The 21,179-nt window shown below is 73.9% G+C and carries 21 protein-coding genes; 7 read left to right on the top strand and 14 right to left on the bottom strand.

What is annotated here, in order from left to right:
- Positions 1-14 precede the first annotated feature (14 nt).
- The 3 genes from ABD901_RS23580 to ABD901_RS23570 all read right to left on the bottom strand — a co-directional run bounded on the left by ABD901_RS23580 (position 15) and on the right by ABD901_RS23570 (position 4,685).
- A complete protein-coding gene (locus ABD901_RS23580) occupies positions 15-1,205 on the bottom strand; it encodes a glycoside hydrolase family 26 protein (protein WP_345129291.1) in 1,191 nt (396 codons plus the stop codon).
- A complete protein-coding gene (locus ABD901_RS23575) occupies positions 1,202-3,151 on the bottom strand; it encodes a glycosyltransferase family 2 protein (protein WP_345129290.1) in 1,950 nt (649 codons plus the stop codon). The genes ABD901_RS23580 and ABD901_RS23575 overlap by 4 nt, the downstream gene beginning before the upstream one ends.
- Before the next feature lie 292 nt (positions 3,152-3,443).
- Positions 3,444-4,685 carry an MFS transporter gene (locus ABD901_RS23570; RefSeq protein ID WP_345129289.1) on the bottom strand — a complete coding sequence of 414 codons (1,242 nt, stop codon included), beginning with the start codon at positions 4,683-4,685 and terminating at the stop codon, positions 3,444-3,446.
- 45 nt (positions 4,686-4,730) lie between these two features.
- Here ABD901_RS23570 and ABD901_RS23565 point away from each other — a divergent pair, with 45 nt between their 5' ends.
- Positions 4,731-5,501, top strand: a complete 771-nt coding sequence (locus tag ABD901_RS23565; protein ID WP_345129288.1) for an alpha/beta hydrolase — start codon at positions 4,731-4,733, stop codon at positions 5,499-5,501.
- Here ABD901_RS23565 and ABD901_RS23560 read toward each other — a convergent pair.
- On the bottom strand, positions 5,450-6,892 hold the full coding sequence (locus ABD901_RS23560) for an MFS transporter (protein WP_345129287.1): 1,443 nt from the start codon (positions 6,890-6,892) through the stop codon (positions 5,450-5,452). The two genes, ABD901_RS23565 and ABD901_RS23560, sit on opposite strands and share 52 nt — an antisense overlap.
- Positions 6,893-6,976: 84 nt before the next feature.
- Here ABD901_RS23560 and ABD901_RS23555 point away from each other — a divergent pair, with 84 nt between their 5' ends.
- Positions 6,977-7,933, top strand: coding sequence for an Lrp/AsnC family transcriptional regulator (locus ABD901_RS23555; RefSeq protein WP_345129286.1), 957 nt, complete (start codon positions 6,977-6,979; stop codon positions 7,931-7,933).
- Here ABD901_RS23555 and ABD901_RS23550 read toward each other — a convergent pair.
- The 7 genes from ABD901_RS23550 to ABD901_RS23520 all read right to left on the bottom strand — a co-directional run bounded on the left by ABD901_RS23550 (position 7,926) and on the right by ABD901_RS23520 (position 13,143).
- Positions 7,926-8,309: a hypothetical protein gene (locus ABD901_RS23550; RefSeq protein WP_345129285.1), complete on the bottom strand. Its 384-nt coding sequence runs from the start codon at positions 8,307-8,309 to the stop codon at positions 7,926-7,928. The genes ABD901_RS23555 and ABD901_RS23550 overlap by 8 nt on opposite strands.
- Positions 8,306-8,710 carry a MarR family winged helix-turn-helix transcriptional regulator gene (locus ABD901_RS23545; RefSeq protein WP_345129284.1) on the bottom strand — a complete coding sequence of 135 codons (405 nt, stop codon included), beginning with the start codon at positions 8,708-8,710 and terminating at the stop codon, positions 8,306-8,308. The genes ABD901_RS23550 and ABD901_RS23545 overlap by 4 nt, the downstream gene beginning before the upstream one ends.
- Positions 8,711-8,719: 9 nt before the next feature.
- The gene (locus tag ABD901_RS23540) at positions 8,720-9,721 is read right to left on the bottom strand and encodes a hypothetical protein (RefSeq protein ID WP_345129283.1); all 1,002 of its coding nucleotides are present in this window, start codon (positions 9,719-9,721) and stop codon (positions 8,720-8,722) included.
- Positions 9,718-10,053 (bottom strand): hypothetical protein, encoded by a 336-nt coding sequence (locus tag ABD901_RS23535; protein ID WP_345129282.1) that lies wholly within the window; start codon positions 10,051-10,053, stop codon positions 9,718-9,720. The genes ABD901_RS23540 and ABD901_RS23535 overlap by 4 nt, the downstream gene beginning before the upstream one ends.
- 45 nt (positions 10,054-10,098) lie before the next feature.
- Entirely contained in the window at positions 10,099-11,436 is a 1,338-nt protein-coding gene (locus ABD901_RS23530; RefSeq protein WP_345129281.1) for a sensor histidine kinase, read from the bottom strand.
- Entirely contained in the window at positions 11,436-12,104 is a 669-nt protein-coding gene (locus ABD901_RS23525) for a response regulator transcription factor (RefSeq protein ID WP_380135584.1), read from the bottom strand. Before ABD901_RS23525 ends, ABD901_RS23530 begins: the two co-directional genes overlap by 1 nt.
- 97 nt (positions 12,105-12,201) lie before the next feature.
- The gene (locus ABD901_RS23520) at positions 12,202-13,143 is read right to left on the bottom strand and encodes a hypothetical protein (protein ID WP_345129280.1); all 942 of its coding nucleotides are present in this window, start codon (positions 13,141-13,143) and stop codon (positions 12,202-12,204) included.
- A gap of 147 nt (positions 13,144-13,290) precedes the next feature.
- Here ABD901_RS23520 and ABD901_RS23515 point away from each other — a divergent pair, with 147 nt between their 5' ends.
- From ABD901_RS23515 to ABD901_RS23505, 3 genes are read left to right on the top strand one after another with little or no spacing between them, the layout of a single operon-like run.
- Positions 13,291-14,610, top strand: a complete 1,320-nt coding sequence (locus ABD901_RS23515) for a condensation domain-containing protein (RefSeq protein ID WP_345129279.1) — start codon at positions 13,291-13,293, stop codon at positions 14,608-14,610.
- Positions 14,611-14,654: 44 nt separating this feature from the next.
- Positions 14,655-15,401 carry an MBL fold metallo-hydrolase gene (locus tag ABD901_RS23510; protein WP_345129278.1) on the top strand — a complete coding sequence of 249 codons (747 nt, stop codon included), beginning with the start codon at positions 14,655-14,657 and terminating at the stop codon, positions 15,399-15,401.
- Positions 15,398-16,003, top strand: a complete 606-nt coding sequence (locus ABD901_RS23505) for a DedA family protein (RefSeq protein WP_345129277.1) — start codon at positions 15,398-15,400, stop codon at positions 16,001-16,003. Before ABD901_RS23510 ends, ABD901_RS23505 begins: the two co-directional genes overlap by 4 nt.
- Positions 16,004-16,021: 18 nt before the next feature.
- On the opposite strand, the gene ABD901_RS23500 is transcribed toward ABD901_RS23505, so the two are convergent.
- Genes ABD901_RS23500 through ABD901_RS23490 form a run of 3 tightly spaced genes read right to left on the bottom strand, consistent with a single transcriptional unit; the run spans position 16,022 to position 19,159 of the window.
- The gene (locus tag ABD901_RS23500) at positions 16,022-16,801 is read right to left on the bottom strand and encodes a class I SAM-dependent methyltransferase (protein WP_345129276.1); all 780 of its coding nucleotides are present in this window, start codon (positions 16,799-16,801) and stop codon (positions 16,022-16,024) included.
- Between the two features lie 44 nt (positions 16,802-16,845).
- The gene (locus ABD901_RS23495; RefSeq protein ID WP_345129275.1) at positions 16,846-18,903 is read right to left on the bottom strand and encodes a phage holin family protein; all 2,058 of its coding nucleotides are present in this window, start codon (positions 18,901-18,903) and stop codon (positions 16,846-16,848) included.
- 28 nt (positions 18,904-18,931) lie between these two features.
- Complete coding sequence (locus tag ABD901_RS23490; RefSeq protein WP_345129274.1) at positions 18,932-19,159, bottom strand: hypothetical protein; 228 nt, start codon at positions 19,157-19,159, stop codon at positions 18,932-18,934.
- A gap of 60 nt (positions 19,160-19,219) precedes the next feature.
- Here ABD901_RS23490 and ABD901_RS23485 point away from each other — a divergent pair, with 60 nt between their 5' ends.
- Complete coding sequence (locus ABD901_RS23485) at positions 19,220-20,713, top strand: CYTH and CHAD domain-containing protein (protein WP_345129273.1); 1,494 nt, start codon at positions 19,220-19,222, stop codon at positions 20,711-20,713.
- 106 nt (positions 20,714-20,819) lie between these two features.
- Positions 20,820-21,179, top strand: a complete 360-nt coding sequence (locus ABD901_RS23480) for an effector-associated constant component EACC1 (RefSeq protein ID WP_345129272.1) — start codon at positions 20,820-20,822, stop codon at positions 21,177-21,179.

Genomic DNA, 21,179 nt, shown 5'->3' with positions numbered 1-21,179 from the left:
GTATGACGGCGGCACTAGTTCGATCGGGAGGCCGACGCAGAGGGCGTCGCCGACGCCGAGGCGGTGGCGGTGGCGGAGGCCGAGGCCGAGGCCGAGGACGGCAGGGTGGTGCGGGGAACCATGTCCGGCGACCATCGCGCGCCGTAGTAGGGCTGCGCGACGCCCTGCGCGAACGCGGCCGACGCGGACTGGGAGGCGGCGATGCGCCAGTCCGTCTCCTTGACCGACTCGTACCACAGGAAGCCGATGATCTCCGGGTGCTTCTGCAGCGTGCGCAGGAAGTCGGTGATCCACTCGGCCTTGCGCCCCTGCGCGTCCGTCGCCGCCGTCTCGGTCACCACGATCGGGCGCTTGCTGAGCGTCTTGAGCTCGGCGAGCGTGGGACGGTAGATCTGCTCGAAGCTCTGGTACGTCTCCATGCCCGCGGTGCCGTAGTAGCCGGACAGCCCGACCCAGTCGACGTAGTCGTCGCCGGGATACAGCTGCGACAGGGGCGTAGCGTTCTCGTAGACGACGTTCGGGCTCCAGACCCAGATGACGTTGGTCGCGCCGATCCGCTCGAACAGGTCGTGCACGTGCCGCCAGGCGGCCACGTAGTCGCCGCGCTGGTTGCCGTTGGCGGACTCGCACCAGGGGTACCAGTAGCCGTTCATCTCGTGCGCGAAGCGGATCGCCACCGGGTAGGCGAGGTCCTTGATCCCCTTGGCCCACTCGCTGAGGTAGGAGTCGAAGGCGCCGTCGGCGATCCGCGAGAGCCGGTACTGCGGCTGCGTGCCCCGGTCCTTGTCGGTCTTGGACTCCGCGCGGTAGTCCCACGGCTCCCAGCCGAGCATCGGCAGCATGCCCCGGTTCGCGATCCGGTCGAAGGGCTGCCGGTCGAAGTGCTTCTGCGCGCCCCAGCCGGAGGCGAACATCATCACCTGCGGGTTCTTGCCGGCCGCCTGGACGAACCCGTTGTAGTCGGTCAGGTCGCCCGGGCCCTTCTCGGTGAAGATGCCGAAGAACGCGGTGCCCGGGTCGGGGAACACCTGCGGGCGGCGGCCGGGCACCGGCGGCTCGAGCGTGAACGTCGGCCGCGGCTCGACGAGCTTCTCCTGCCACTGGGCGCTCGTGCTGGTGTAGGCGTCGACGCGGGGCGCGAGGAAGAAGACGTACCCGCCGATGACGAGCAGCGCGGCGAACATGATCCGCGGCAGCGTGATCACGCGGGGCTCCCCTGCGCCTGCGCCTGGTGCGGCAGCGGGAAGCCGGCGTGCGGCACCGCCGGGAACCCGTGCACGGTCGGCAGGTCCTCGATGGCGAAGGCGCTGGAGACTGTGGCCCGGATCGTCACGACCAGGCCGGCCGTCACCGGGTCCTCCTCCGGCTGCACGGCCTTGCGGTCGCGCAGCCACGCCGCGAACGCGATGAGCGGCGGGACCGAGCCGACGGCAACGCTCAGCGAGGCCCAGAAGCGAAGGGCGATCGAGTCGTACCCCAGGACGAAGCTCGTGCCGAGCAGCGCCGCGCCGACGAAGGCCCAGACGGCGTGCGTCCGGAACGTCCTGGGCCCGTCGACGCTGCGCAGCCGCCCCTTCGCGGTCACCGCGTAGGCCAGGGGCCGGCGCAGCAGCGCGGCGATGCCGGCGGCGGCGTAGACGGGCACCGCGAAGAGCGCGAGCAGCATGCCGTGCACGCCGATCTCCCTGCGCTCGTGGCGGGCCAGGTTGAACCGGCGCAGCCACAGCCACAGCAGCGCCCAGGTGCCCATGCTCGCCGACCACAGCGCGAGCCAGACGGGCCAGCGGATGTCGGCGGCGTTGATGCCGAGGGTGAGGTACGTCCCGGTGGCCACGACCCCGGACACCGCCGACAGCGCGACGCTCGGGTAGTAGGACTGCACGAGGCCGTAGCACAGCCGCTGCGCGGCGCCGAGGCGCTTGAGGTGCGGCCGGGAGCGGCGCAGCAGGATCTCCCACACGCCGTACGCCCACCGCTTCTGCTGGTTGAAGTAGTCCGTCCAGCTCGTCGGGCCCTCGCCGACCGCGATGACGTCGGGGGTGTAGACGCCCTTCCACCGCCGGTCGGTGAGCGGGTTCTTGGCGCCCATGACGACCATGCTCGTGAGGTGGTCCTCGATGATCGAGTCCTGGTAGCCGTCGATGAGCGCCCAGGCGAGCGGCCGGTACAGGTGGTTGGTGCCGATGAGCAGCGGCGCGTCGAGGCCGTTGCCGCCGCGCTCGATCAGGCCGGAGAAGAGGTACTGCTGCACCGAGGCGCCGTGCACGACCCAGTTGTCGTACATGTTGCCGTACACCTGCGGCGCCACGACGAAGGCGACGTCGGGGTCGCGGAAGTAGCCCAGGGTGCGCTCGAGGAAGCTCGGCAGCGGCACGTGGTCGGGGTCCATCTGCGCGACGACGTCGTAGACGTGCTCGTGGGTGGCCCGCCAGGCGTTGTGGTTGCCGGACTTGGTCTTGGCCCGGAAGGCGCCGTGCTCCTGGTTGAACTCGGGCCGGCCCTTGCGGCTGAAGTGGTGCACGCCGAGCCGCTTGGCCATCGCCTTGACCCGCGGGTCGTCGCCCTCGTCGAGGATCCAGACGTCGACCTGGCCGTCGTAGCGCACCTGCTGCATCGCGCGCAGCGAGCGCTCGACGACGTCGATGGGCTCCTTCGCCGGCACGATCGTGGTCAGCATCGCGATGCGCAGCCCCGGCTCCACCACCATCGGCACCGGGTCACGGGCCTTCCACGCGAAGACCCAGACCGCGAAGTTCTGCAGCAGCCGCACGCCCTCGACGAGGACGACGAAGCAGAACGCGACGCGCGCGACGATCACGTGCCAGTCGCCGGGGTCGGCGCCCAGCGTCGGCGAGCCGGGGATGTGCTCGGGCAGCAGCAGCCAGCCGATGAACACCAGCCCGGTGAGGAAGTTGGCGGCGATGAGCAGTGACAGCATCACCCGCCGCCACGGGCCGCCGACCTTGCGGTAGACGACGGGGCGGTGCGCCGCGGCGGGCATCGTCAGCGGCCCGGTGAGCTCGTTGCAGTCCTCGTAGGCGCGGTGCGTGCGGTCGCGCTTGTCCTGCCGGCGGCGTTCGCGGCGCTCGGCGCGGGTCGGGCGGGACCCGCGCCGGTCGGCGTCGGGTCCGGGTGTCACCGATCGGGGCACGGCGGTGTCCAGCAACGGCCCGGCCTCCGATCTTCCCGCCCAATTCGGAACAGCACGCTCGATGACGTTCCCCCGCCGTATCCGGCTGCGTTGATCGTAGGCTCAAACGGCGATTGCGCGGACCATCCCATCGGCCGATCCCGCAAACGCCGACAGGTGATCGTTTTCGCTGGTGGGGCACCATTCTCGCGGTTGCGAACCGGGCATTTCCGCGCAGCCGTTGCGCCCGAATGTAGCGGATCCGACAGCCCTTTTCCTGATCTCTTTTTTGAACCGATCCATTGGCGATGGGTCACATAGGCCAGAGAGGTGCGGTGTTGCCCGTGATGCTGTCGTCTTGCCGACTATTCCCGTCGCCGGCACTCTCCACTGTGGAGGCGCGGCGGCGGGCCAGGAGGGGCTCGGCGAGCAGGAGCGCGACCGCGGCGAGTGTGAGCAGCCCGGCGGCGAGGGCCGTGGCGCGCACGCCCGGCCCGTCGATGATCACGCCGCCGAGCAGCGACCCGGCGGCGATGCCGACGTTGAACGCCGAGCTCGTGCCCGCGGAGGCGACGTCGGCGCTGCCCGGTGCGAGCATGAGCACCCGGTTCTGCACGGCGGCGGCCATCGCGCTGTAGCTCAGGCCGCACACGGCCAGGACGGCGACGGCGGCCACGGCAAGGCCGCCGAGCCAGTACATCGCCAGCATGGACGCGGCCAGCAGGGCCATCGGCACGGCGTGGGCGAGGTAGGGGTGGCGGTCGAGGAAGCGGCCGACCACCACGGTGCCGGCGAGCCCGGCGACGCCGCCAACGAGCAGCAGCGGGCCGAGCGCGTCCGGCGCGAAGCCGGTGACGTCGAGCAGGAACGGCGTCACGTAGGTCTGCGCGGTCATCGCGCCGGTCACGCCGATCGCGGTGCAGAGCACCAGGATCAGGAACCGCCGGCCGTCGGGAGCGCTCCCGCGCACGATCACGGTCGGCGTGCCCGGCCGGTGCGCGGGCAGCCACGCGACCAGCCCGGCGCAGGTGGCGGCCCCGACGGCGGCCATCACCAGGAACGCGGCGCGCCAGCCGGCCTGCTGGCCGAGCCAGGTGCCCAGCGGCACGCCGAGCACGGGCGCGACGGCGGCGCCGATCGACAGGCGGGCCACGGTGCGCCCGCGCCGCTGCGGCGGGAACATCGACGTGGCGGTGGTGGCGACGATCGACCAGAACAGGGCCTGGGTCGCGCCGACGACGAGCCGGGCGCCGAGCAGCACGCCGTAGCCGGGCGCGAGGGCGGTGACGAGCGTGGCGGCGGAGAACACGCCGAGGGTGCCGCCGAGCAGCAGCCGGCGCGGCACCCGCTGGGTGATCCGGGCCAGCGGCAGCGACAGCAGCACAACCACGACGGCGTAGCCGGTCATGAGCAGGCCGACCTGCGAGCGCGAGCGGTGCAGGTCGTCGGCCATGAGGGTGAGCAGGCCGACGGGCAGGATCTCGGTGGTGACGAACGTGAACGTCGAGACAGACAGCGCGGCGAGGGCGAGGCTGGCTCGTTTGTGATCGACCATGGCGGTGGTAGCGTCCCACGCGGCACAGGACGGGGGCTACCGCATATGGCGCGCATACGCTGCGACTTCTTCTCCGAGGCGCTGGGTTTCGGCACGTCGATGACGGTGCTGCTGCCGCAGGCGGCCGCCGGGCAGATCGGCGTCAGCGGCCGCGACGGCGGCGGCGACTTCCCGGTGCTCTACCTGCTGCACGGCCTGAGCGACGACGACACGATCTGGACGCGGTACACGGCGATCGAACGCTACGCCGCACAGCTGGGCCTCGCGGTGGTGATGCCGCAGGTGCACCGCAGCTTCTACGCCGACGAGGTGTGGGGCCGTCCATATTGGACGTTCATCGCCGAGGAGCTGCCCCGGGTGGCGCGCGGCTTCTTCCGCCTCACCGACGACCCGGCCCGCACCTTCGTGGCCGGGCTGTCGATGGGCGGCTACGGCGCGTTCAAGCTCGCATTGCGCCACCCGGAGCGCTTCGGCGCCGCCGCGAGCCTGTCCGGCGTGCTGGACATCGCGAGCCGGGTCGCCGACATCCACCGCCCCGAGGACCCCCGGATGTGGCAACGCATCTTCGACGACCCGGCCGCGCTCGCCGGCACCGGCGACGACCTGTTGTACCTGCTCGGACAGGCTGAGGCAGTACCGCCGCTGTATGTCGCCTGCGGCACCGAGGACCCGCTGTACTCCTCCGGCGTCCGCTTCGCCGAGGAGTGCGGGGCCCGCGGCATCCCCGTCACGACCGACTTCTCGCCGGGCGAGCACGAGTGGGGCTACTGGGACGCCCGGATCCGCGACGTGCTCGCCTGGCTGCCGCTGTCGTAACCGGCCGGCTCGGGCTGCGCGGGGCGGGACTCCCACGCCGGGCGCCCGGTGCGCACCAGCAGCAGGACCAGCACGCCGCCGGCCAGGGCCACCCAGCCGGCCACCGCCGTCACGTGGTTGACGGCGTCGGTCGGTGCGTGGTGGCCGCCGAGCCGGTCGGCGAAGATCGAGCCGAAGACGGCCACGCCGAGGGCGAAGCCCAGCTGGCGGAACGTGTTCACCGCGCCGGCGGCCATGCCGCTGCGCTCGTGCGGCACCGCGGCCAGGGCGGCCGAGGCCATCGTCGGCAGGACCGCGGCGACGCCGAGGCCGGCCACGATCAGGCCGGGGATCAGCGCGGCGCCGGCGCTGGCCGGGGTGAGCCGGGACTGCAGCAGGGCGCCGGCGCCGATGAGCAGCATGCCGATGCCGATCGTCCAGCGCGGCGCGACCCGCTGCAGGAACCGGCCGCCGAACGCGCCGCCGGCGAAGGCGGCGGCCGACATGGGCAGGGCGCCGACCAGCCCCGCGTCGACCGGGCCCTTGCCCAGGAACTGCTGCAGCCAGACCGTGGTGAACGGCAGGTACGCGAAGGCAGAGGCCTGTGTGAGTACCGCCGCGGCCATGAGCACGGAGAAGGACGGCTTCGCGAACAGGCGCAGGTCCAGCATCGGGTGTGCCGCGCGCCGCTCGATCGCCAGGAACGCGACCAGGGCCACGGCGGCCAGGGCGAAGGAGGCCAGGGTCTCCCGCGCGGTCCAGCCGGCATCGCCGCCGCGGATCAGCGCGTAGGTGACGGCGGCCGCCGCGACGGTGAACGTGACGGTGCCGGGCAGGTCGAGGCGGGCGTCGGCGCGGCCGCGCGACTCGGTGACGCCGCGCGCGGTGAACCACAGGGCGAGCAGGCTCACCGGCAGGTTGACCAGGAAGATCCAGCGCCAGCCGAAGTGCTCGGTGAGCAGGCCGCCGGCGATCGGGCCGGCCGCGGCGGCGGCGCCGTTGACCGCGCCCCAGACGCCGAAGGCGACGCCGCGGTCCCGGCCGGTGTAGGCGACGCTGAGGATCGCCACCGTGGTGGCGAGCATCGCCGCGCCGCCGAGGCCCTGCAGGAAGCGGGCGGCGACGAGCAGGCCGGCGTTCGGCGCGGCCGCGCACAGCAGCGAGGCGAGGGCGAACACGACGGTGCCGCCGAGGTAGACGCGGCGCCGGCCGTGCCGGTCGGCGAGGGCGCCGGAGGCGAGCAGCACGGCCGCGAGGGCGAGGGCGTAGCCGTCGAGGACCCACTGCAGGCCGCCGAGGGTGGCGGAGAGGTCCTTGGCCACGGCGGGCAGGGCGACGGTCACGATGGTGACGTCGACGAGGAGCATGAAGGTGCCGATGGAGACGGCGATCAGGGCTGACCATTTGCGCATGCCGTCGAATGTGGGGCAGGCGCCCGGTTCCGGGTACTCGCCGGCGGCGGGATGGAGGATTCCGACACCGGCTACGGTTGGGTGGTGGAACTCGACACGCTGGACCTGAGCATCGTCGACGGGCTGCGGCTGGACGGCCGGGTGCCGTTCAGCACCCTGGCCGAGGTCCTCGGGGTCTCCGACCAGACGGTCGCCCGGCGGTACCGGCGGCTGCGGGCCGAGGCGGGGCTGCGCGTGGCCGGGCTGCCCGACGGCGCCCGCCTCGGCTACGACAGGTGGATGATCCGCCTGCAGACCACCCCGGACGCGGCGGCGGCGATCGCCGAGTCCCTGGCCCGCCGGCCCGACACGACGTGGGTGACGCTCGCCTCCGGCGGCACCGAGGTGACCTGCGTGGTGCAGAACCCGGGCACCGCCGACCGCGACGCGCTGCTGCTGCAGAAGCTGCCGCGCACGCCGCGGGTCGTGTCGGTGCGCGCGCACTGCCTGATGCACCAGTTCGCCGGCGGCGCCGAGGGCGACACCCGCATGACCCGGCTGAGCGGCGAGCAGATCGCGGCGCTGCGCCCGCCGCCGCCCGGCCCGGACGCCGTGCCCGCCCTCGCCGACTCCGACCGGCCGCTCCTCGCGGCGCTGAGCCGCGACGGGCGGCTGGGCTACCCGCAGCTCGCGGCGGCGACCGGCTGGTCGGAGTCGACGGTCCGGCGGCGGCTGGAGCACCTGCGCGGCATCGGCGCGATCTTCTTCGACGTAGAGGTGGAGCCGTCGTGGTTCGGCTACAACGCCCGCTTCCTGCTGTGGCTCAGCGTCGCGCCGGCCCACCTGGAGGCGGTGGGGCGAGCGATGGCCGAGCATCCGGAGGTCGTGTTCGCCGCCGCCACGACCGGGGCGACCAACCTCGTGGCGACGGTGATCTGCCACGACATGGCGGGGTTATACGAGTACGTGACGCACCGGGTCGGGCCGCTGCCGGGCGTCGACCGGCTCGAGTCGGCGCCGGCGCTGCGCCACGTCAAGCAGGTCGGCGCGCTGCTCACGTGAAGGGCGCCAGGTCCGGCTCGACCCAGCCGGCCCTGGCCTCGTCGGAGGCGAGCGTCGACGAGCGGTAGTGGCGGCTCAGCAGGCGCTTGTCGAGCAGCTCGGGCGCGCGGGCGGCGAAGTCCTCGAAGCCGGCGTCCTCGGGCGACATCCGCAGCGCCACCGGCTCCACCCAGGCGCGGCTCATGGTGTGGTGGTACTTCTGGGGCGCACCCGCATAGCGCGCCGTGCGCCGGATGCCGTCGCTCACGACGTCGATCGCCTCGGCGCGGCCCAGCCGCCGCACGGCCAGCCAGGTGACGTGCACGTGCTGGCGGTGCCCGAAGTGCCCGCCGCCGGCCATAACCTCGCCGAAGAGGTCCTCGAACAGGCCGCTCATCGCGCGAGCCTGTGCAGTACCGCCGCGACGGCCTCGGCGGCGCCCGGCGGCAGGTCGGCCAGGGCGTGCCGCTCGAGCTCGCGCATCGCGTCGAGGACCCGGGCCGCGGCGCGGGCCCCGTCCGGAGTCAGCCGCACCACGACGGTGCGCCGGTCGTTCGCGTGCGGCTCGCGGGCGAGCAGGCCGCGCTGCTCGAGGCGGTCCAGGATGCCGGTGAGGGTGGTCGGGCGCCCGCCGATCGCCGTGCCGAGCGCCGACACGGTGGCCGCGCCGTCGGGCTGGTCGGCCAGGTTGGCCAGGGCGTTGAGCTCGGAGGGGGCCAGCCGCAGATCGGCGAGGGCCGCGGTCAGGTGGTGCAGCGTCGCGTGGGTGGCGCGCTGCAGATCGAGAAGGAGTACCACGGTTTCGGATTATCCGGATCCGTAGAGTCTGGCGGCAACCCATTTGTCGCTGAGCTGCTCGGCGTAGGGCCCGCCGGGCGGGTCGACGACCCAGACGTGGATCATCTCGGCGGCGGTGACGGCGACCGTGAGGCCGGGGCAGCCGCCGAAGGGCGAGACGATGCCGAACCCGGGCGGCAGCAGCCCGACGCAGATGTCGTGCGCGTGCCAGCGGGCGCTCGAGCCGGGCAGCGCCGGGCCGCGCCGCCCCGCCGCCGGCATCCGGTAGACGACGCCGAGCAGCAGCGCGCGCCCGTCGCGCATGGCGTACACGAGCTGCTCGGGCGCCTCCGGGTCGAGGGTGCGCCCGTCGGCCTGGTTCCGTTTGTTGTCGAAGTGGACCTGTAGGCCCTCGGGGCGCCCGGCGGGTGCGTAGCCGGCGGCGCGGGCCGCCGCCGGGTCGCGGTAGCGCAGGGTGGCCTGGCGGGTGCGCTCGGCGAGGGCCGGGCCGTCGATGCCGGCGACCGTGACCGGGCTGCCGCGTTGGATCGTGCCCGCCTGCAGGCGGTCGATGCCCTCGTGGTCGTGCCGGACGAAGCCGCCGATCCAGGTCACGGCGCCGAAGACGACGGTGACCGCGACGTTGACGGTCCGCGGCGCGGCCAGGGCGAGCACCGCCAGCTCGAGCAGGGCCACCGCCATCGCCGCCTGGTCGGTGTCCACGATGGCGAACCCGAGCAGCGCCCCGGCGACGAGCGCGGCCCGCAGCCGCCAGCGGCGGCCGGCGGCGGCGCGGACGGCGACCCAGCCGGCCGCGATCGCCCCGGCGAGGGCGAGGGGGTTGAGCAGCGCGTGGTAGACGGCGACCGGGGCGAGCAGCTGCACGGCCCAGCGGGCGGCCGGCTCGGCTTGCATGACGCGACCGTGCCCGGCGAGAGCCCGGCGCAGCTGCCACAGCAGCAGCGGTGCGAACAGGGCCGCCGCGAGGGGGATGCGGTGCTCGGGCGCGATGCCGAGCCAGAAGTCGCTCATCGATGCACCAGCAGCCGCACGGCCAGCACCGCCAGCACGGCCGGCAGCGCCAGGGTGGTGAGCAGGCCGGCGAGGTTGACGGTGGCGTCCAGCTGGGGCAGCAGGCCGAGCAGCTGCTGCAGCTCGAAGCCGGCCAGCGCGAGGCCCTCGGCGGCGATGACGGCGTACTGCGCCCAGCGGCGGTGCACCTTCGCCGCGAGCACGAGCAGGAAGGCGGCGTGCAGCAGCGGCCCGATGGTGGCCAGCGGGCCGCTGAGCAGCGCCAGCCCGAGCGTGGCGGTCAGCTCGAGGGCGGCCTGCATCGTCAGCAGCGACCGGGCGACGCGTTCCATGCCCCGCATCGTCTGCCGCCGCCGTGAGGCGACAATGAGGCCTTTTTAAGAAGCGGATGAGTTCGCCGGTACCGCCGGCAGGTCCACGACGAACGAGGCGCCCCCGGTGGCGTTGTTGGCCGCCTCGATCCCGCCCCGGTGCTCGCGCGCGATCGTCAGCGCGATGGCGAGCCCGAGCCCGGCGCCGCGCCCGCTGCGCGCCTCGTCGCCGCGGTGGAAGCGCTCGAAGATGCGCTGCTGCTGCCCCGGCGGGATGCCGGGCCCGTCGTCGGCGACGGCGAGCTGGGTGCGCTCGCCGCGCTGGGTGACGGTGACCCAGACGTTGCCCTCGGGCGGGGAGTACTTGACGGCGTTGTCGACGAGGATCCACACCAGCTGCGCGAGCGCGTCGGCGTCGCCGGCGACCGGGCGGGCCGGGGTGAGCGCGCAGTGCACCCGCTTGCCCGGGTGCTGCGCGCCGGCCTGGCGGCACACGTCCTCGACCAGCGCGCCGAGGTCGACGGGCGCGGTGGCCAGGGGCCGGCCGGCGTCGGCGCGGGCGAGGGTCAGCAGCTGCTCGACGAGGCGGCTCATCCGGGCGCTCTCCCCGTCGATGTCGCGCACCGCCGCAGCCCGGTCCTCGGCGTCGGCATCCGGATGGCGCAGCAGGAACCCGGCGTTGTTGCGGACGGTCGTCAACGGTGTGCGCAGCTCGTGCGAGGCGTCGGCGACGAACCGGCGCTGCGCGGCGATGCCGCCCTCGAGGCGGTCCATCATGGCGTTGTACGCCGCCGTCAGCCGCCCCAGCTCGTCATCGGCCCGCGCCGGCGGCAGCCGCCGGCTCAGGTCCTGCGCGTTGACGAGCGCGGTGAGCTCGCGCAGGGGCCGCAGCGCGCGCCGGCTCACCAGCCAGATGGCGCCGGCCGCGGCGAAGAAGCCCAGCACCGCGTAGACGGCGACGAGGACGAACAGCCCGGCCCGGTCGGAGCGGACCTTGCGGGTGCTCTGCACCGCCGCGACGTAGCCGCCGGCGGCAGGGCGGACCGCGACCCGCAGCGCGACGCCGTCGACGGCGACCGTCGACTTGTCGCGGTCCCGGGCGACGAGCGGCACGGTGCCGCCGACCCGCCCGGTGGCGTAGAGCGGCCGCCCCGCCGCGTCGTACACCACGATCGCGATCTCGTCGCTGACCCGCAGGTCGGCCGCGGCCGGCGCCGGCCCGCCGGACGCTTCGGGCAGCGCGGTGAGCGACCCGGCGGCGGCGTCGGCCCGCGCCGCGAGGGCGGTGTCCTGCCCGGTGCCGGCGCCGGCGGCGAGCAGCAGGAAGACGGCGGCGCAGAACAGCCCGAGCACCGGCGTGACGACGGCGAGGCCGAACAGCGTGATGCGGGCGCGGATGGACATCAGGCCCGCCGCAGGATGTAGCCGACGCCGCGGACGGTGTGCAGCAGCCGCGGCTCGCCGAGCTTGGCGCGCAGGTAGCCGACGTACACGTCCACGACGTTGCTGGCACTGTCGAAGTCGATCCCCCACACCGCGGCGCGCAGCTGCGCGCGGGTGAACACCTGCCGCGGGTGGCGCAGGAAGTGCTCGAGCAGCGCGAACTCCTGCGCGGTCAGCGCTATGTCCCGCCCGCCGCGGCGCACCTCGTGCGCCCGCGCGTCGAGCACCAGGTCCTCGAACTCGGACAGCCCGGACGGCTCCGGCCGGGCGCGGCGCAGCAGGGCCCGCACCCGGGCGAGCAGCTCGTCGTAGTCGAACGGCTTGACGAGGTAGTCGTCCGCGCCGGCGTCGAGCCCGGCGATGCGGTCGGCGGTGGCGTCGCGGGCGGTGAGCATGAGCACGAGCGGCCCGCCGCCGGGCCGCGCCCGCAGCCGCCGGCACACCGCGATCCCGTCGAGCCCCGGCAGCATCCGGTCGAGCACGACGACGTCGGGCTCGCTGCGGTCGACGGCCTCGAGCGCCGCTCCCCCATCACCGGCGACGTCGACCCGGTACCCCTCGTAGGCGAGCACCCGCCGCAGCGAGGCCGCGATCGGCTCGTCATCCTCGACGACCAGCACATGCACCACGCGCCACATGTTGCCAGCACCTGTCACGAGGTTCACGGCCCCGGATATGTCCGCGGATATGTCCGCCGCTCCGCGACGGACATATCCGACATTTCGGTTATGCGCGAATCTCCCATTCCGGCCGGTCGAGCACGGCACGGTACCGGCGCACGATGTCGTTCCACCGGTCGTGCTTCGCCAGGTTCTCGGCGATGGCGCCGGCCGTCCGGTGGCGCGGCGCCGTCGGCGCCTGACGGGCCAGGTGGCCGGCGTGCGCGGCAAGGACGGCGAGCGCGGGCGGGTAGGTCTGCAGCGTCATGCCCATGCCACCGCAGTAGGTCATGACCAGCAGGAGGCGGCCGGTGTGGTCGACGAGGTCGTCGTCGGCGTCCGGGGCCAGGATCGCCGCGTGCAGGTGGGTGACGGTGGCGACCTCGCCGGCGAAGTAGCCGTTGAGGTAGTCGCCGTCGCACGCATGCCGCAGCAGCCATTCGCGCGCCTCGGTGGAGCCGCGGCGGCAGAGCGCCTCGACGACGTAGACCCTCCCCCAGCCGGCGACCCGCTCGGCCAGCCACACCAGCGCCTGCGCGCCATGGCGGCGGCGCTGGAGCGCCTCGGCGGCCAGCGCACCGAAGGTGTCCGAGAGCAGGCCGATCGTCTGGATCAGCGGGACGTCGCCGTCGTCCCAGTTCGTGGCGAGCAGGCCGAGGCCGACGACGACGGCGTTGCGGTGCGTGCCGTGCCGCACCAGCCAGCGGCCCGTCCGGCGCACGCGCTCGCGGTCGGCACGCAGCGCGGCGGCGGCGATGTGGTCGTTGCGGTGGATCGGGACGTAGACGTCGTCGAACGCGGCGGCGAGATCGCTCGGCGGCGCGTCGGGGCGGGCGAAGTGGGCGTCGAGGATGGCGGCGGCATCGGCGCCGTCGCGCCGTCGGTCCCGATCCGACGACGGCGACCGGCCGCGGCGCGCCTGGTCCGGGTAAGGCTCCCCGTCGCGGGGCAGGGGGCCGTCGGGGTGCTGCCGGTGCAGGAGCAGCGCGTGCTCGAAGAGGGCCGTCACGAGCGGACGGCGGGCTCGATTCTGTCGATCATGACTCAATGCTCGCACACCGGCGGTGCCCGAACTCGCCGGTATGGCCGTCCAGCACTCGGCATGAGCCATTCGTCTTCTTGCCTTTGTCGATGTGTCGGTCCACGATCCTTTGCCATGGAACGCATCAGCGTGCCCTTCGCGGGCGACGGCGCCGGCACCGGCGGACTGACCTGGGGCCAGCAGCAGGTGTGGCGGGCCATGATCGAGGTCAACACGTCGATGAGCATGGGCGGCGTGGTGCCGGTCGCCGACGGGCGCACCGTCGAGGATTTCGCGCAGGAGCTGCGCTTCTTCATGAGCCGGTACCCGGCGATGCGCACCCTGCTGCGCATCGCGCCCGGCGGCGCCACGACGCAGGAGGTCTTCGCCGAGGGCGAGGCCTTCCTGGAGGTGCACGACGCCCCGTCCGCCGAGGACGCCGCGGCCCTCGCCGCCGACGTGCACGCGGGCTGGAAGGCGCGCAACTTCGAGTACACCCGCGAATGGCCCATCAGGATGGCCGTCGTGCGCGCCGGTGGCGCCGTCACCCACGTGGTCGTCATGGTCTGCCACATCGCCGCGGACGGCGGCGGCCTCGGCATCATGATCCGCGATCTCGCGCAGCGTGACACCCTCGGCCCGGCGCCCGCGGCGGGGCACTTCGAGGTCGCCGAGGCGCAGCGCGCGGGCGGCCGCACGACCGACAACGCGATGCGGTACTGGGAGACGCAGCTGCGCGCGATCGAGCCGCAGCGCTTCGCCGGCTACGCCGAGCCCGAAGGCGAGCGGTTCCGCCAGTTCCAGTGGCGCTCCACCGCCCTGTTCGCGGCGAGCGAGCGCCTCGCCGCGCTGCTGTCGATCGACGCCGGGCCGGTGCTGCTGGCCGCCTACGGCGTCGCCTTCGGCCGCGCCACCGGCCGCACCGGGCCGTTCGCCTCGCAGGTGATCGTCGGCAACCGGTTCCGGCCGGGCCTGGCCGAGGTCGTCTCGCCGCTGGCCCAGAACGGCCTGGTCGTCTTCGACGCCGCCGGGGTGAGCGCCGCCGAGGCGGTGGCCCGGGCGCGGCAGGCGTCGATGAGCGCGTCGAAGTACGCCTACTACGACCCCGACACGCGCCTGGCGCTCATCGACCGCATCGGCAAGGAGCGCGGCGAGCCGATGGACCTGGCCGTGTTCTACAACGAGCGGCGCACCGGGCTGCGGCCGCCGCAGAACCCGCCGGACGAGGCGGCGATCCGGGCCGCCCGGGCGGAGACCGAGTTCGTCCGCGAGACGCCGATGGTCTTCTTCAACGAGAAGCTCATGGTCAACATCGACGAGCTGCCCGACGTGATCCAGATCACCATGGAGGTCGACACCGCGTACCTGCCGGCGGCGGACGCGCGGCGGCTGCTGCAGGAGATGGAGGACTTCGTCGTCGAGGCCGCCGTGGACCCGCGGATCCGCACCTTCTGACGGCCCGTATGCCGCCCGCGCCCGCCGCGGGGCAAGATGGCTGCATGGAAGTCACCTGGTGGGGGCACGCGACCGTGGCGATCCGCGACCGCGGCGTCACGATCCTGACCGATCCGGTGCTGCGCAACCGGCTGGCCCACCTGTACCGGCGGCGCGGACCCAGGCCGGTGCTGTCGCACGTCCCGGACGCGGTCGTCGTGTCGCACCTGCACTCCGACCACTGCGACCTGCCGTCGCTGCGGGCGCTGCCGCGCTCCACCCGGCTGATCGTGCCGCACGGCGCCGCGTCGTTCCTGCGCTCCCGGCTAGGCGAGCGTGACTTCACGGAGCTGCGGGCCGGGCAGGAGACCGCGGTCGGCGACGTGACGGTAAGGGCGGTGCCGGCCGCGCACGACGGCGGCCGGACACCCAAGTCGCGCATCCGCGCGGTGGCGCTCGGCTATGTGGTCACCGGCGACCGGTCGGCGTGGTTCGGCGGCGACACCGGGCTGTTCGACGAGATGAAGGAGATCGGCCCGGTCGACCTGGCGCTGGTGCCCGTCTGGGGCTGGGGCTGGACGCTCGGCCCCGGCCACCTCGACCCGGCCGGCGCGGCCGAGGCGATGCGCCTGGCCGGCCCGGCGCAGGCGGTGCCGATCCACTGGGGCACCCTGTGGCCGATCGGCTGCTGGCGGGTCCGGCCGGACCGGTTCACCCGGCCCGGCGACGAGTTCGCGGCGCACACCCGCACCACGGCACCCGCGACCGACGTGCGCGTGCTCGCGCCCGGCGAGAGTCTGACCGTTTCGTGATCGTCACCTTCGGGGGGTTGGTGGCCGCCCTGGCGGTCATGTTCGGGGTGGTGGCGGTCGGCTCGACGGTGCCGGTGCTGCCCACCGGCGCGGCGGTGAGCGCGACGGCGGTGCTGGCCGCGCACTACAGCCCCGTCGCGCTGCCGGTGGTGGTGGCGGTGGGCGGGCTCGGCGCGTACATCGGCGACGCCGTCACGTTCGCCATCTGCCGGGCCGGCGGCGAGGCGCTGACCCGGCGGCTGCGGCTGCTGCGCCAGCCGTGGCGGCTCGCCGGGACGGTGCGCGAGCGGCTGCACCGGCGGCCCGTGACGGCGCTGCTGGTGTCCCGGCTGGTGCCCGGCGGGCGGATCCCGGTGCTGCTCACGGCGGCGATCGTGGGGCTGTCGTGGCGGACGTTCATCGTGTCCAACATCGCCGCCTGCGCGCTGTGGGCGACCACGTACTCCGCGATCGGCCTGCTCAGCCGCAACGTTTTCCCGCAGCCGTGGCAGGGCGTGGTCTGCGCGATCCTGATCGTCCTCGGAGCCGGTCAGGTCGCCGGCTGGGTGGAGCGCCGCCGTCAGTCCCGGGTGGCCGAGCCCAACGCCGACGTCAGGCCGTAGCCCTGCGGGCGCTTACGGTCAGGCCGATGCCTCCACATAAATGGTCTCGTCGTTGCGGAGCACCTGGTCGAGGTCGGCGACGTCCGGGATGGCGCCCTCGCGGAAGGAGCGCACCGTGATCGCGTCCTCGGCGAAGCCCGCCGACGTCAGCGCGTGGCGCAGCTCGGTCTCGTCGTAGAGCCAGCGGTGGCCGTACACGTAGAAGAGCTGATTGAACATGAACGCCCCGCGCGCGGGCATCGCGGGCGCGACCCCGGTCAGGGCACGGTTCATGCGGCGGCGGTGCTTGCCGAAGAAGCCGTCGCCGTTGACGTAGCTCTCGGCGTAGACGCGCAGGTCGGGCGTGGTGAGCCGGACCACGCCGCCGGGGCGCAGGATGCGGCGCACCTCCGTGAGCCAGGCGATGCCGGCCCGCAGCGTCACGTGCTCGACGAGGTGCTCGGCGTAGACCCAGTCGACGGTCGCGTCGGCCACCGGCAGCGGCCCGGTGATGTCCATCTCGGCGAAGTAGGCGGCGTCGTCGACGCGGTAGACGTGCCCCGCTTCGGTACGCGAGCCGTCCGCCGCGGTCAGCGAGACGAGGTCGGTGCCCAGGGCCCGCGGGTGCGCGGTCTTGAACGCGGCGAACTCGATGCCGTTGAGCCCCAGCCGGTCGAAGTGCGAGCGGTCCAGCACGGCCGCGCTCAGCTCCGGCGACAGCTTCTCGACGCGGGCAAGGTCCTCGGTGAACAGGTCGACCGTCGCAGCGAGCTCCTGCGGGTCCTCCCAGTTCCAGGGCCGTAACGCGTCAGCTGCCATGTCGTCGGCTCCTTGCGGGATAAGGGATCGAGAGTTCGACTGATTCAAACACCTCGAACTCTGGCGGACAAGGGAGCGTCCTCGTCGCGCGGCGGCGGCACCGGCATCGGCGCGCGCAGCCCCAGGTCGTCGAGCCAGGCGACGAGCTGGCGGTGCACGGCGACCGGGCCGCGCGGCTCGGGCGTGAGCACCGGCCAGTCGGCGGGGTGGACCAGCACGGCCTCGCTCTGCCAGCCGCCGATGCCGCCGTGCGAGCCGACGAGCTCCTCGAAGGCGGCGACCTCGTCGGTGCCGGGGTCGACCCGGCTGAGCACGACCAGGTCGCCGACGTGTGTCATCGCCTGGTGCGCGAGCAGGTCGTCGGCGGCCCTCGGGCCGTACGGCAGCAGCGGGTCGTCACCCTCGACGGTCCCGTCGCGCAGCCGGTGCCGGCCGGACGGGCCGATCGCGAGCGGGCCGTCGGCGGTGCCGGCCACGACCAGGCCGATGCCGGGGTGCTTGGCCAGGCCGCCGACGAGGCCGGGGCGCAGCGCCTCGACGGTGTCGAGGTCGGCGCGGCCGGGCACCTCGGTGAGGTACAGCATCGCGAGGTTGCCGGAGGCGACCGTGACCACCTTCCCGCGCGGGCGCTCCGTGACCGGGCCGCACGAGCGGGTCTGGTGCGACACCCCGGCGAGCAGGGTGTTGGCGCGGCCCCAGTCCTCCTCGTCCGGGCCGCCGGTGGCCGGCTCGTGCCCGTCGCCGGCGAGGTCGCCGATGAGCCGCTCCAGGGTCACGCCGTGGCGCTGGCTGAACGTGGCGCCCTGGCTCTGGCCGTGGTCGGAGAGCACGACGATGCGGTAGTCGCGCCCGGCCACCCGGGCGAGCCGGTGCAGGGTGCCCAGGACCCGGTCGAGGCCCTCCAGGGTCTGCATCGCCTCCGGGCGCAGCGGGCCGGCGTGGTGCGCGACCTCGTCGTAGTCGACGAAGTCGCAGAAGATCACGGGGGCGCCGCGGCTCATCTGCTCGGCGATCAGCGAGACGTTGAGGTCGCGCAGGAGCACGTTGGTGACGGCGCGCAGCGCGACGTACGCGGCCGTGCGGGGCACCCTGGGGTACACGTTGCGGAACCGCTGCCGGCGGCCCTGCTGGATCTCCTTGAGCATCTCGCCGATCGAGAGCACGACCGCGCGCGCAAAGCCGTAGGGGCTGGCCACGAACGCCAGGTAGCCGCGGGCGGACCGCCCGGGCAGGGCCGCATTGCTGAAGGTGAGCAGGCTGGTCGGCGCATCGCCGGAGAAGACGTTGCTGATGCTGACGCCGTCGTCGGCCAGCAGGCCGCGGCCGGTGGAGATGCGGGCCTCGACGTCGGCCGCGTCCCGTGGCCGGTTGGTGACCACGAGGCGGCCGGCGTCCTTCTCGTACCAGCGGAAGGCGGGAATCTGCGAGAAGTCGCCGTGCAGGATGCCCGCCTGGCTCGCCGGGGTCGTGGCCGGCAGGCCGGTGTGCCAGGGGACCATCGCGTGCGTGCCGGTGCGCACCCACTTGCCGAGGTTGGGCAGGTTGCCGGCCTTCACCGCCCAGGACAGCAGCGGCGCGGAGAGGCCGTCGAGCTGGACGATGAGCACGCCGGGCTCGGTCGCCGGCGTGCCGCGGTGCTGGCGCGCCATCTGCCGCAGCGCCTGGCCGAGGAACACGTCCTCGCTCCCGGCGTCGGCGAGCCAGTTCACCAGCGCGGCGAGGGCGGCGGCGAGCCAGCTGGCGATCCAGGCGTCGGCGAACGTGTCGACGCTGACGCCCTTGGCAAGGCGCAGCGCGGTGAACATGACGACGGCCTGGATGACGACGCCGAGGGCGAGCACGCCGATGCCGCCGACGACGACCGCGATGCCCAGCAGCGCCAGGCGCATCAGGGTGCCGACGAGGGCGAGCAGGATCGTGAGCTCGACCAGGGCGGCCGGCCCTCCGCTGGCCCGCACGCCCGGCAGCAGCCAGAACGTGACGGCGAGGACGACGAAGCTGGTCAGGCCCGAGCGCAGCAGCGACTTGGCCCAGGCGACCGTGAGCCGCCAGTCGCGCAGCAGCCGGATCGCGAAGCGCACCCGCTGCCTGACGACCCCCACGTGGCAAGATTACGGCCCGTGGCCTCGCTCACCCGATAACCGGTGGGGGTGACCCGGATCGCAGCGCCGTCAGCACGGGCGGAGGGTCCATCAGCTCGCCCACCTCCTGCAGGTACCGCTGCGCCGATCGCAGTGTCTGCTCGGCCGCCGCCCGGCGCTCACCCGGATGGACGGGGCGCGGCGCGGCCAGAACGTGGCGGAGAGCGGTGAGCTCGGCCAGGTGGAGGTCGAGCAGCAACAACAGGTCTTGGTGCACCCTCTGTTTATCCCATGTTCATCTTCGCTTGACGGCCGGTTCACTGCGAGAATGGCATCCATGGCCGGAAAGCTTGAGGTGGAACGCAAATACGAGGTCCCGGACGGCTTCGCGCTGCCGGACCTGACCGGGATCGGCGGGGTCGCCACCATCGGCGAGCCCGACGACCAACGGCTCGACGCCGTCTACTACGACACGGAGGGCCTGCACCTGGCCCGCGGCCGCGTCACCCTGCGCCGCCGCAGCGGCGGGCACGACGCCGGATGGCACCTCAAGCGCCCCAGCGCGGGAGAGCGCAGCGAGCTGCAGATCCCGGCGACCGGCCGCCGCACCCCGCCGCCCGCGGTGACCGACCAGATCCGCGCGCTGTCCCGCGGCGAGGCACTCACCCCCGTGGCCCGCATCCGCACCCACCGCGTCGAGCGGGCGCTGCGCAGCGCCGACGGGCGCACCGTCGCCCTGCTCGCCGACGACCTGGTCAGCACCGAGTCGCTGCGCCGCGGCGGGTCCGCACGCGAGTGGCACGAGCTGGAGATCGAGCTCGTCGACGGCGCCGACGGCGCCCTCGCCCGCCTCGACCGCGTGCTGCGCAGGGCCGGCGCCCGCCCGGCCAGCAGCCCCTCGAAGCTCGCACAGGCGCTCGGCGAGGACTACCCCACGCCCACGGGCCTGCGGCTGCGCGGCTCCAAGGCCCGCAAGGCGCTCGCCGCCTACCTCGCCGCCCAGCGCAACGCGCTCATCGAGCAAGACCCCCAGGTGCGCGACGGCGACGCCGAGGCGGTGCACAAGATGCGCGTGGCGACCCGCCGCCTGCGCTCGACCCTGCGCTCGTTCGCGCCCGTGCTGTCCGGCAACGTCGGCGCGCTGCACGACGAGGTCAGGTGGGTCACCAGGCTGCTCGGCGCGGTCCGCGACTGCGACGTCATGGCCGAGCGCCTCGCCGGCCTGATCGCCGCCGAGCCGCCGGCCCTCGTCGTCGGGCCGGTCGCGGCGCGGATCACCACGCTGCTCGGGCAGCGTGCCGCCGCGGCGCGGGCCGAGCTCACCGAGGGCCTCAACAGCGAGCGGTACACCACGCTGCTCAACGACATCGACGCGCTGGTGTACCGGGCCGCGCAGCCCGACAACATCCCGAGCCGCCGGCTCACGCGCCGCGCCCGCAAGGCCCTCGAGCGCGCCGACGCCCGCCTCGCCGACGCCCGCAAGCGCAAGCCGGGCAAGCGCACCGACGAGCGGCTGCACGAGGCGCGCAAGGCGTACAAGCGGGCCCGCTACGCCGTCGAGCTGGTCACCCCGCTGAAGAAGAGCGCCCGCGCGGAGCGCCTCACCGAGCGGCTCACCGCCCTGCAGGACGTGCTCGGCGCGCACCAGGACGCCCTCGTCACCTGCGACCTGCTGCTCGGCTACGCGGCGGGCGCGCACGAGGCCGGCGAGAACGCGTTCACGTACGGGCTGCTGCACGCCCGCACCGACGAGCACGGCCGGCAGGCCCTGGCCGAGCTGCCGGCGACCAGCAAGCGGGCCCGGAAGGCGGGCAAGAAGCTGTTCGGATGAGCTGCCAGTGAGCATCGATTGAGCTTCGAGTGAGCGCCGGGTGACAGGAGGTGCGCGGGTTCGATAGGGTTCGAAGTCCGCTCCCTCCTCACCCGGGGTTTGACCAGTGCAGCTGCAGATCCACCTCGAAGCCGTCGGCGACGCTGCGGCCCCCGACGTCGACACCCTGCTCAGCCTGCAGCGCTGGCTGGTTGGCGAGCCCGATGTCGTGCAGTCGGAGATCGGGCTGTCCACCGCCACGCCGAGCCCCGGCGAGCTGGGCGCCGCCGTCGAGATCATCAGCCTGGTGCTCGGCACCGGGCTGTCGGTCGGGCAGCTGCTGCTGGCCGTGTCCAACTGGCGGCGCACCCGGCCCGTCGCCCCGGCGGTCGTGCTGACCCGGATCGACCCCGACGGCGTGTCGGTGCGCATCGAGTCGTCCGACCCGGCCGCCGTCGCCGCCGCGGCGCGCGCGCTCGACGGCTGA

The sequence above is a fragment of the Dactylosporangium darangshiense genome (assembly GCF_039537565.1).
GTDB lineage: Bacteria > Actinomycetota > Actinomycetes > Mycobacteriales > Micromonosporaceae > Dactylosporangium > Dactylosporangium darangshiense.
Note: the sequence above shows the minus strand (reverse complement) of the source record. Positions and strands in the feature narration are given on the sequence as shown.

Bases quoted from the DNA above. Each gene is read 5' to 3' on its own strand.
- ABD901_RS23570 (WP_345129289.1), bottom strand. From the start codon at position 4,685: ATGGTCGATCACAAACGAGCCAGCCTCGCCCTCGCCGCGCTGTCTGTC.
- ABD901_RS23565 (WP_345129288.1), top strand. From the start codon at position 4,731: ATGGCGCGCATACGCTGCGACTTCTTCTCCGAGGCGCTGGGTTTCGGC.
- ABD901_RS23560 (WP_345129287.1), bottom strand. From the start codon at position 6,892: ATGCGCAAATGGTCAGCCCTGATCGCCGTCTCCATCGGCACCTTCATG.
- ABD901_RS23550 (WP_345129285.1), bottom strand. From the start codon at position 8,309: ATGAGCGGCCTGTTCGAGGACCTCTTCGGCGAGGTTATGGCCGGCGGC.
- ABD901_RS23540 (WP_345129283.1), bottom strand. From the start codon at position 9,721: ATGAGCGACTTCTGGCTCGGCATCGCGCCCGAGCACCGCATCCCCCTC.
- ABD901_RS23535 (WP_345129282.1), bottom strand. From the start codon at position 10,053: ATGGAACGCGTCGCCCGGTCGCTGCTGACGATGCAGGCCGCCCTCGAG.
- ABD901_RS23530 (WP_345129281.1), bottom strand. From the start codon at position 11,436: ATGTCCATCCGCGCCCGCATCACGCTGTTCGGCCTCGCCGTCGTCACG.
- ABD901_RS23515 (WP_345129279.1), top strand. From the start codon at position 13,291: ATGGAACGCATCAGCGTGCCCTTCGCGGGCGACGGCGCCGGCACCGGC.
- ABD901_RS23510 (WP_345129278.1), top strand. From the start codon at position 14,655: ATGGAAGTCACCTGGTGGGGGCACGCGACCGTGGCGATCCGCGACCGC.
- ABD901_RS23500 (WP_345129276.1), bottom strand. From the start codon at position 16,801: ATGGCAGCTGACGCGTTACGGCCCTGGAACTGGGAGGACCCGCAGGAG.
- ABD901_RS23485 (WP_345129273.1), top strand. From the start codon at position 19,220: ATGGCCGGAAAGCTTGAGGTGGAACGCAAATACGAGGTCCCGGACGGC.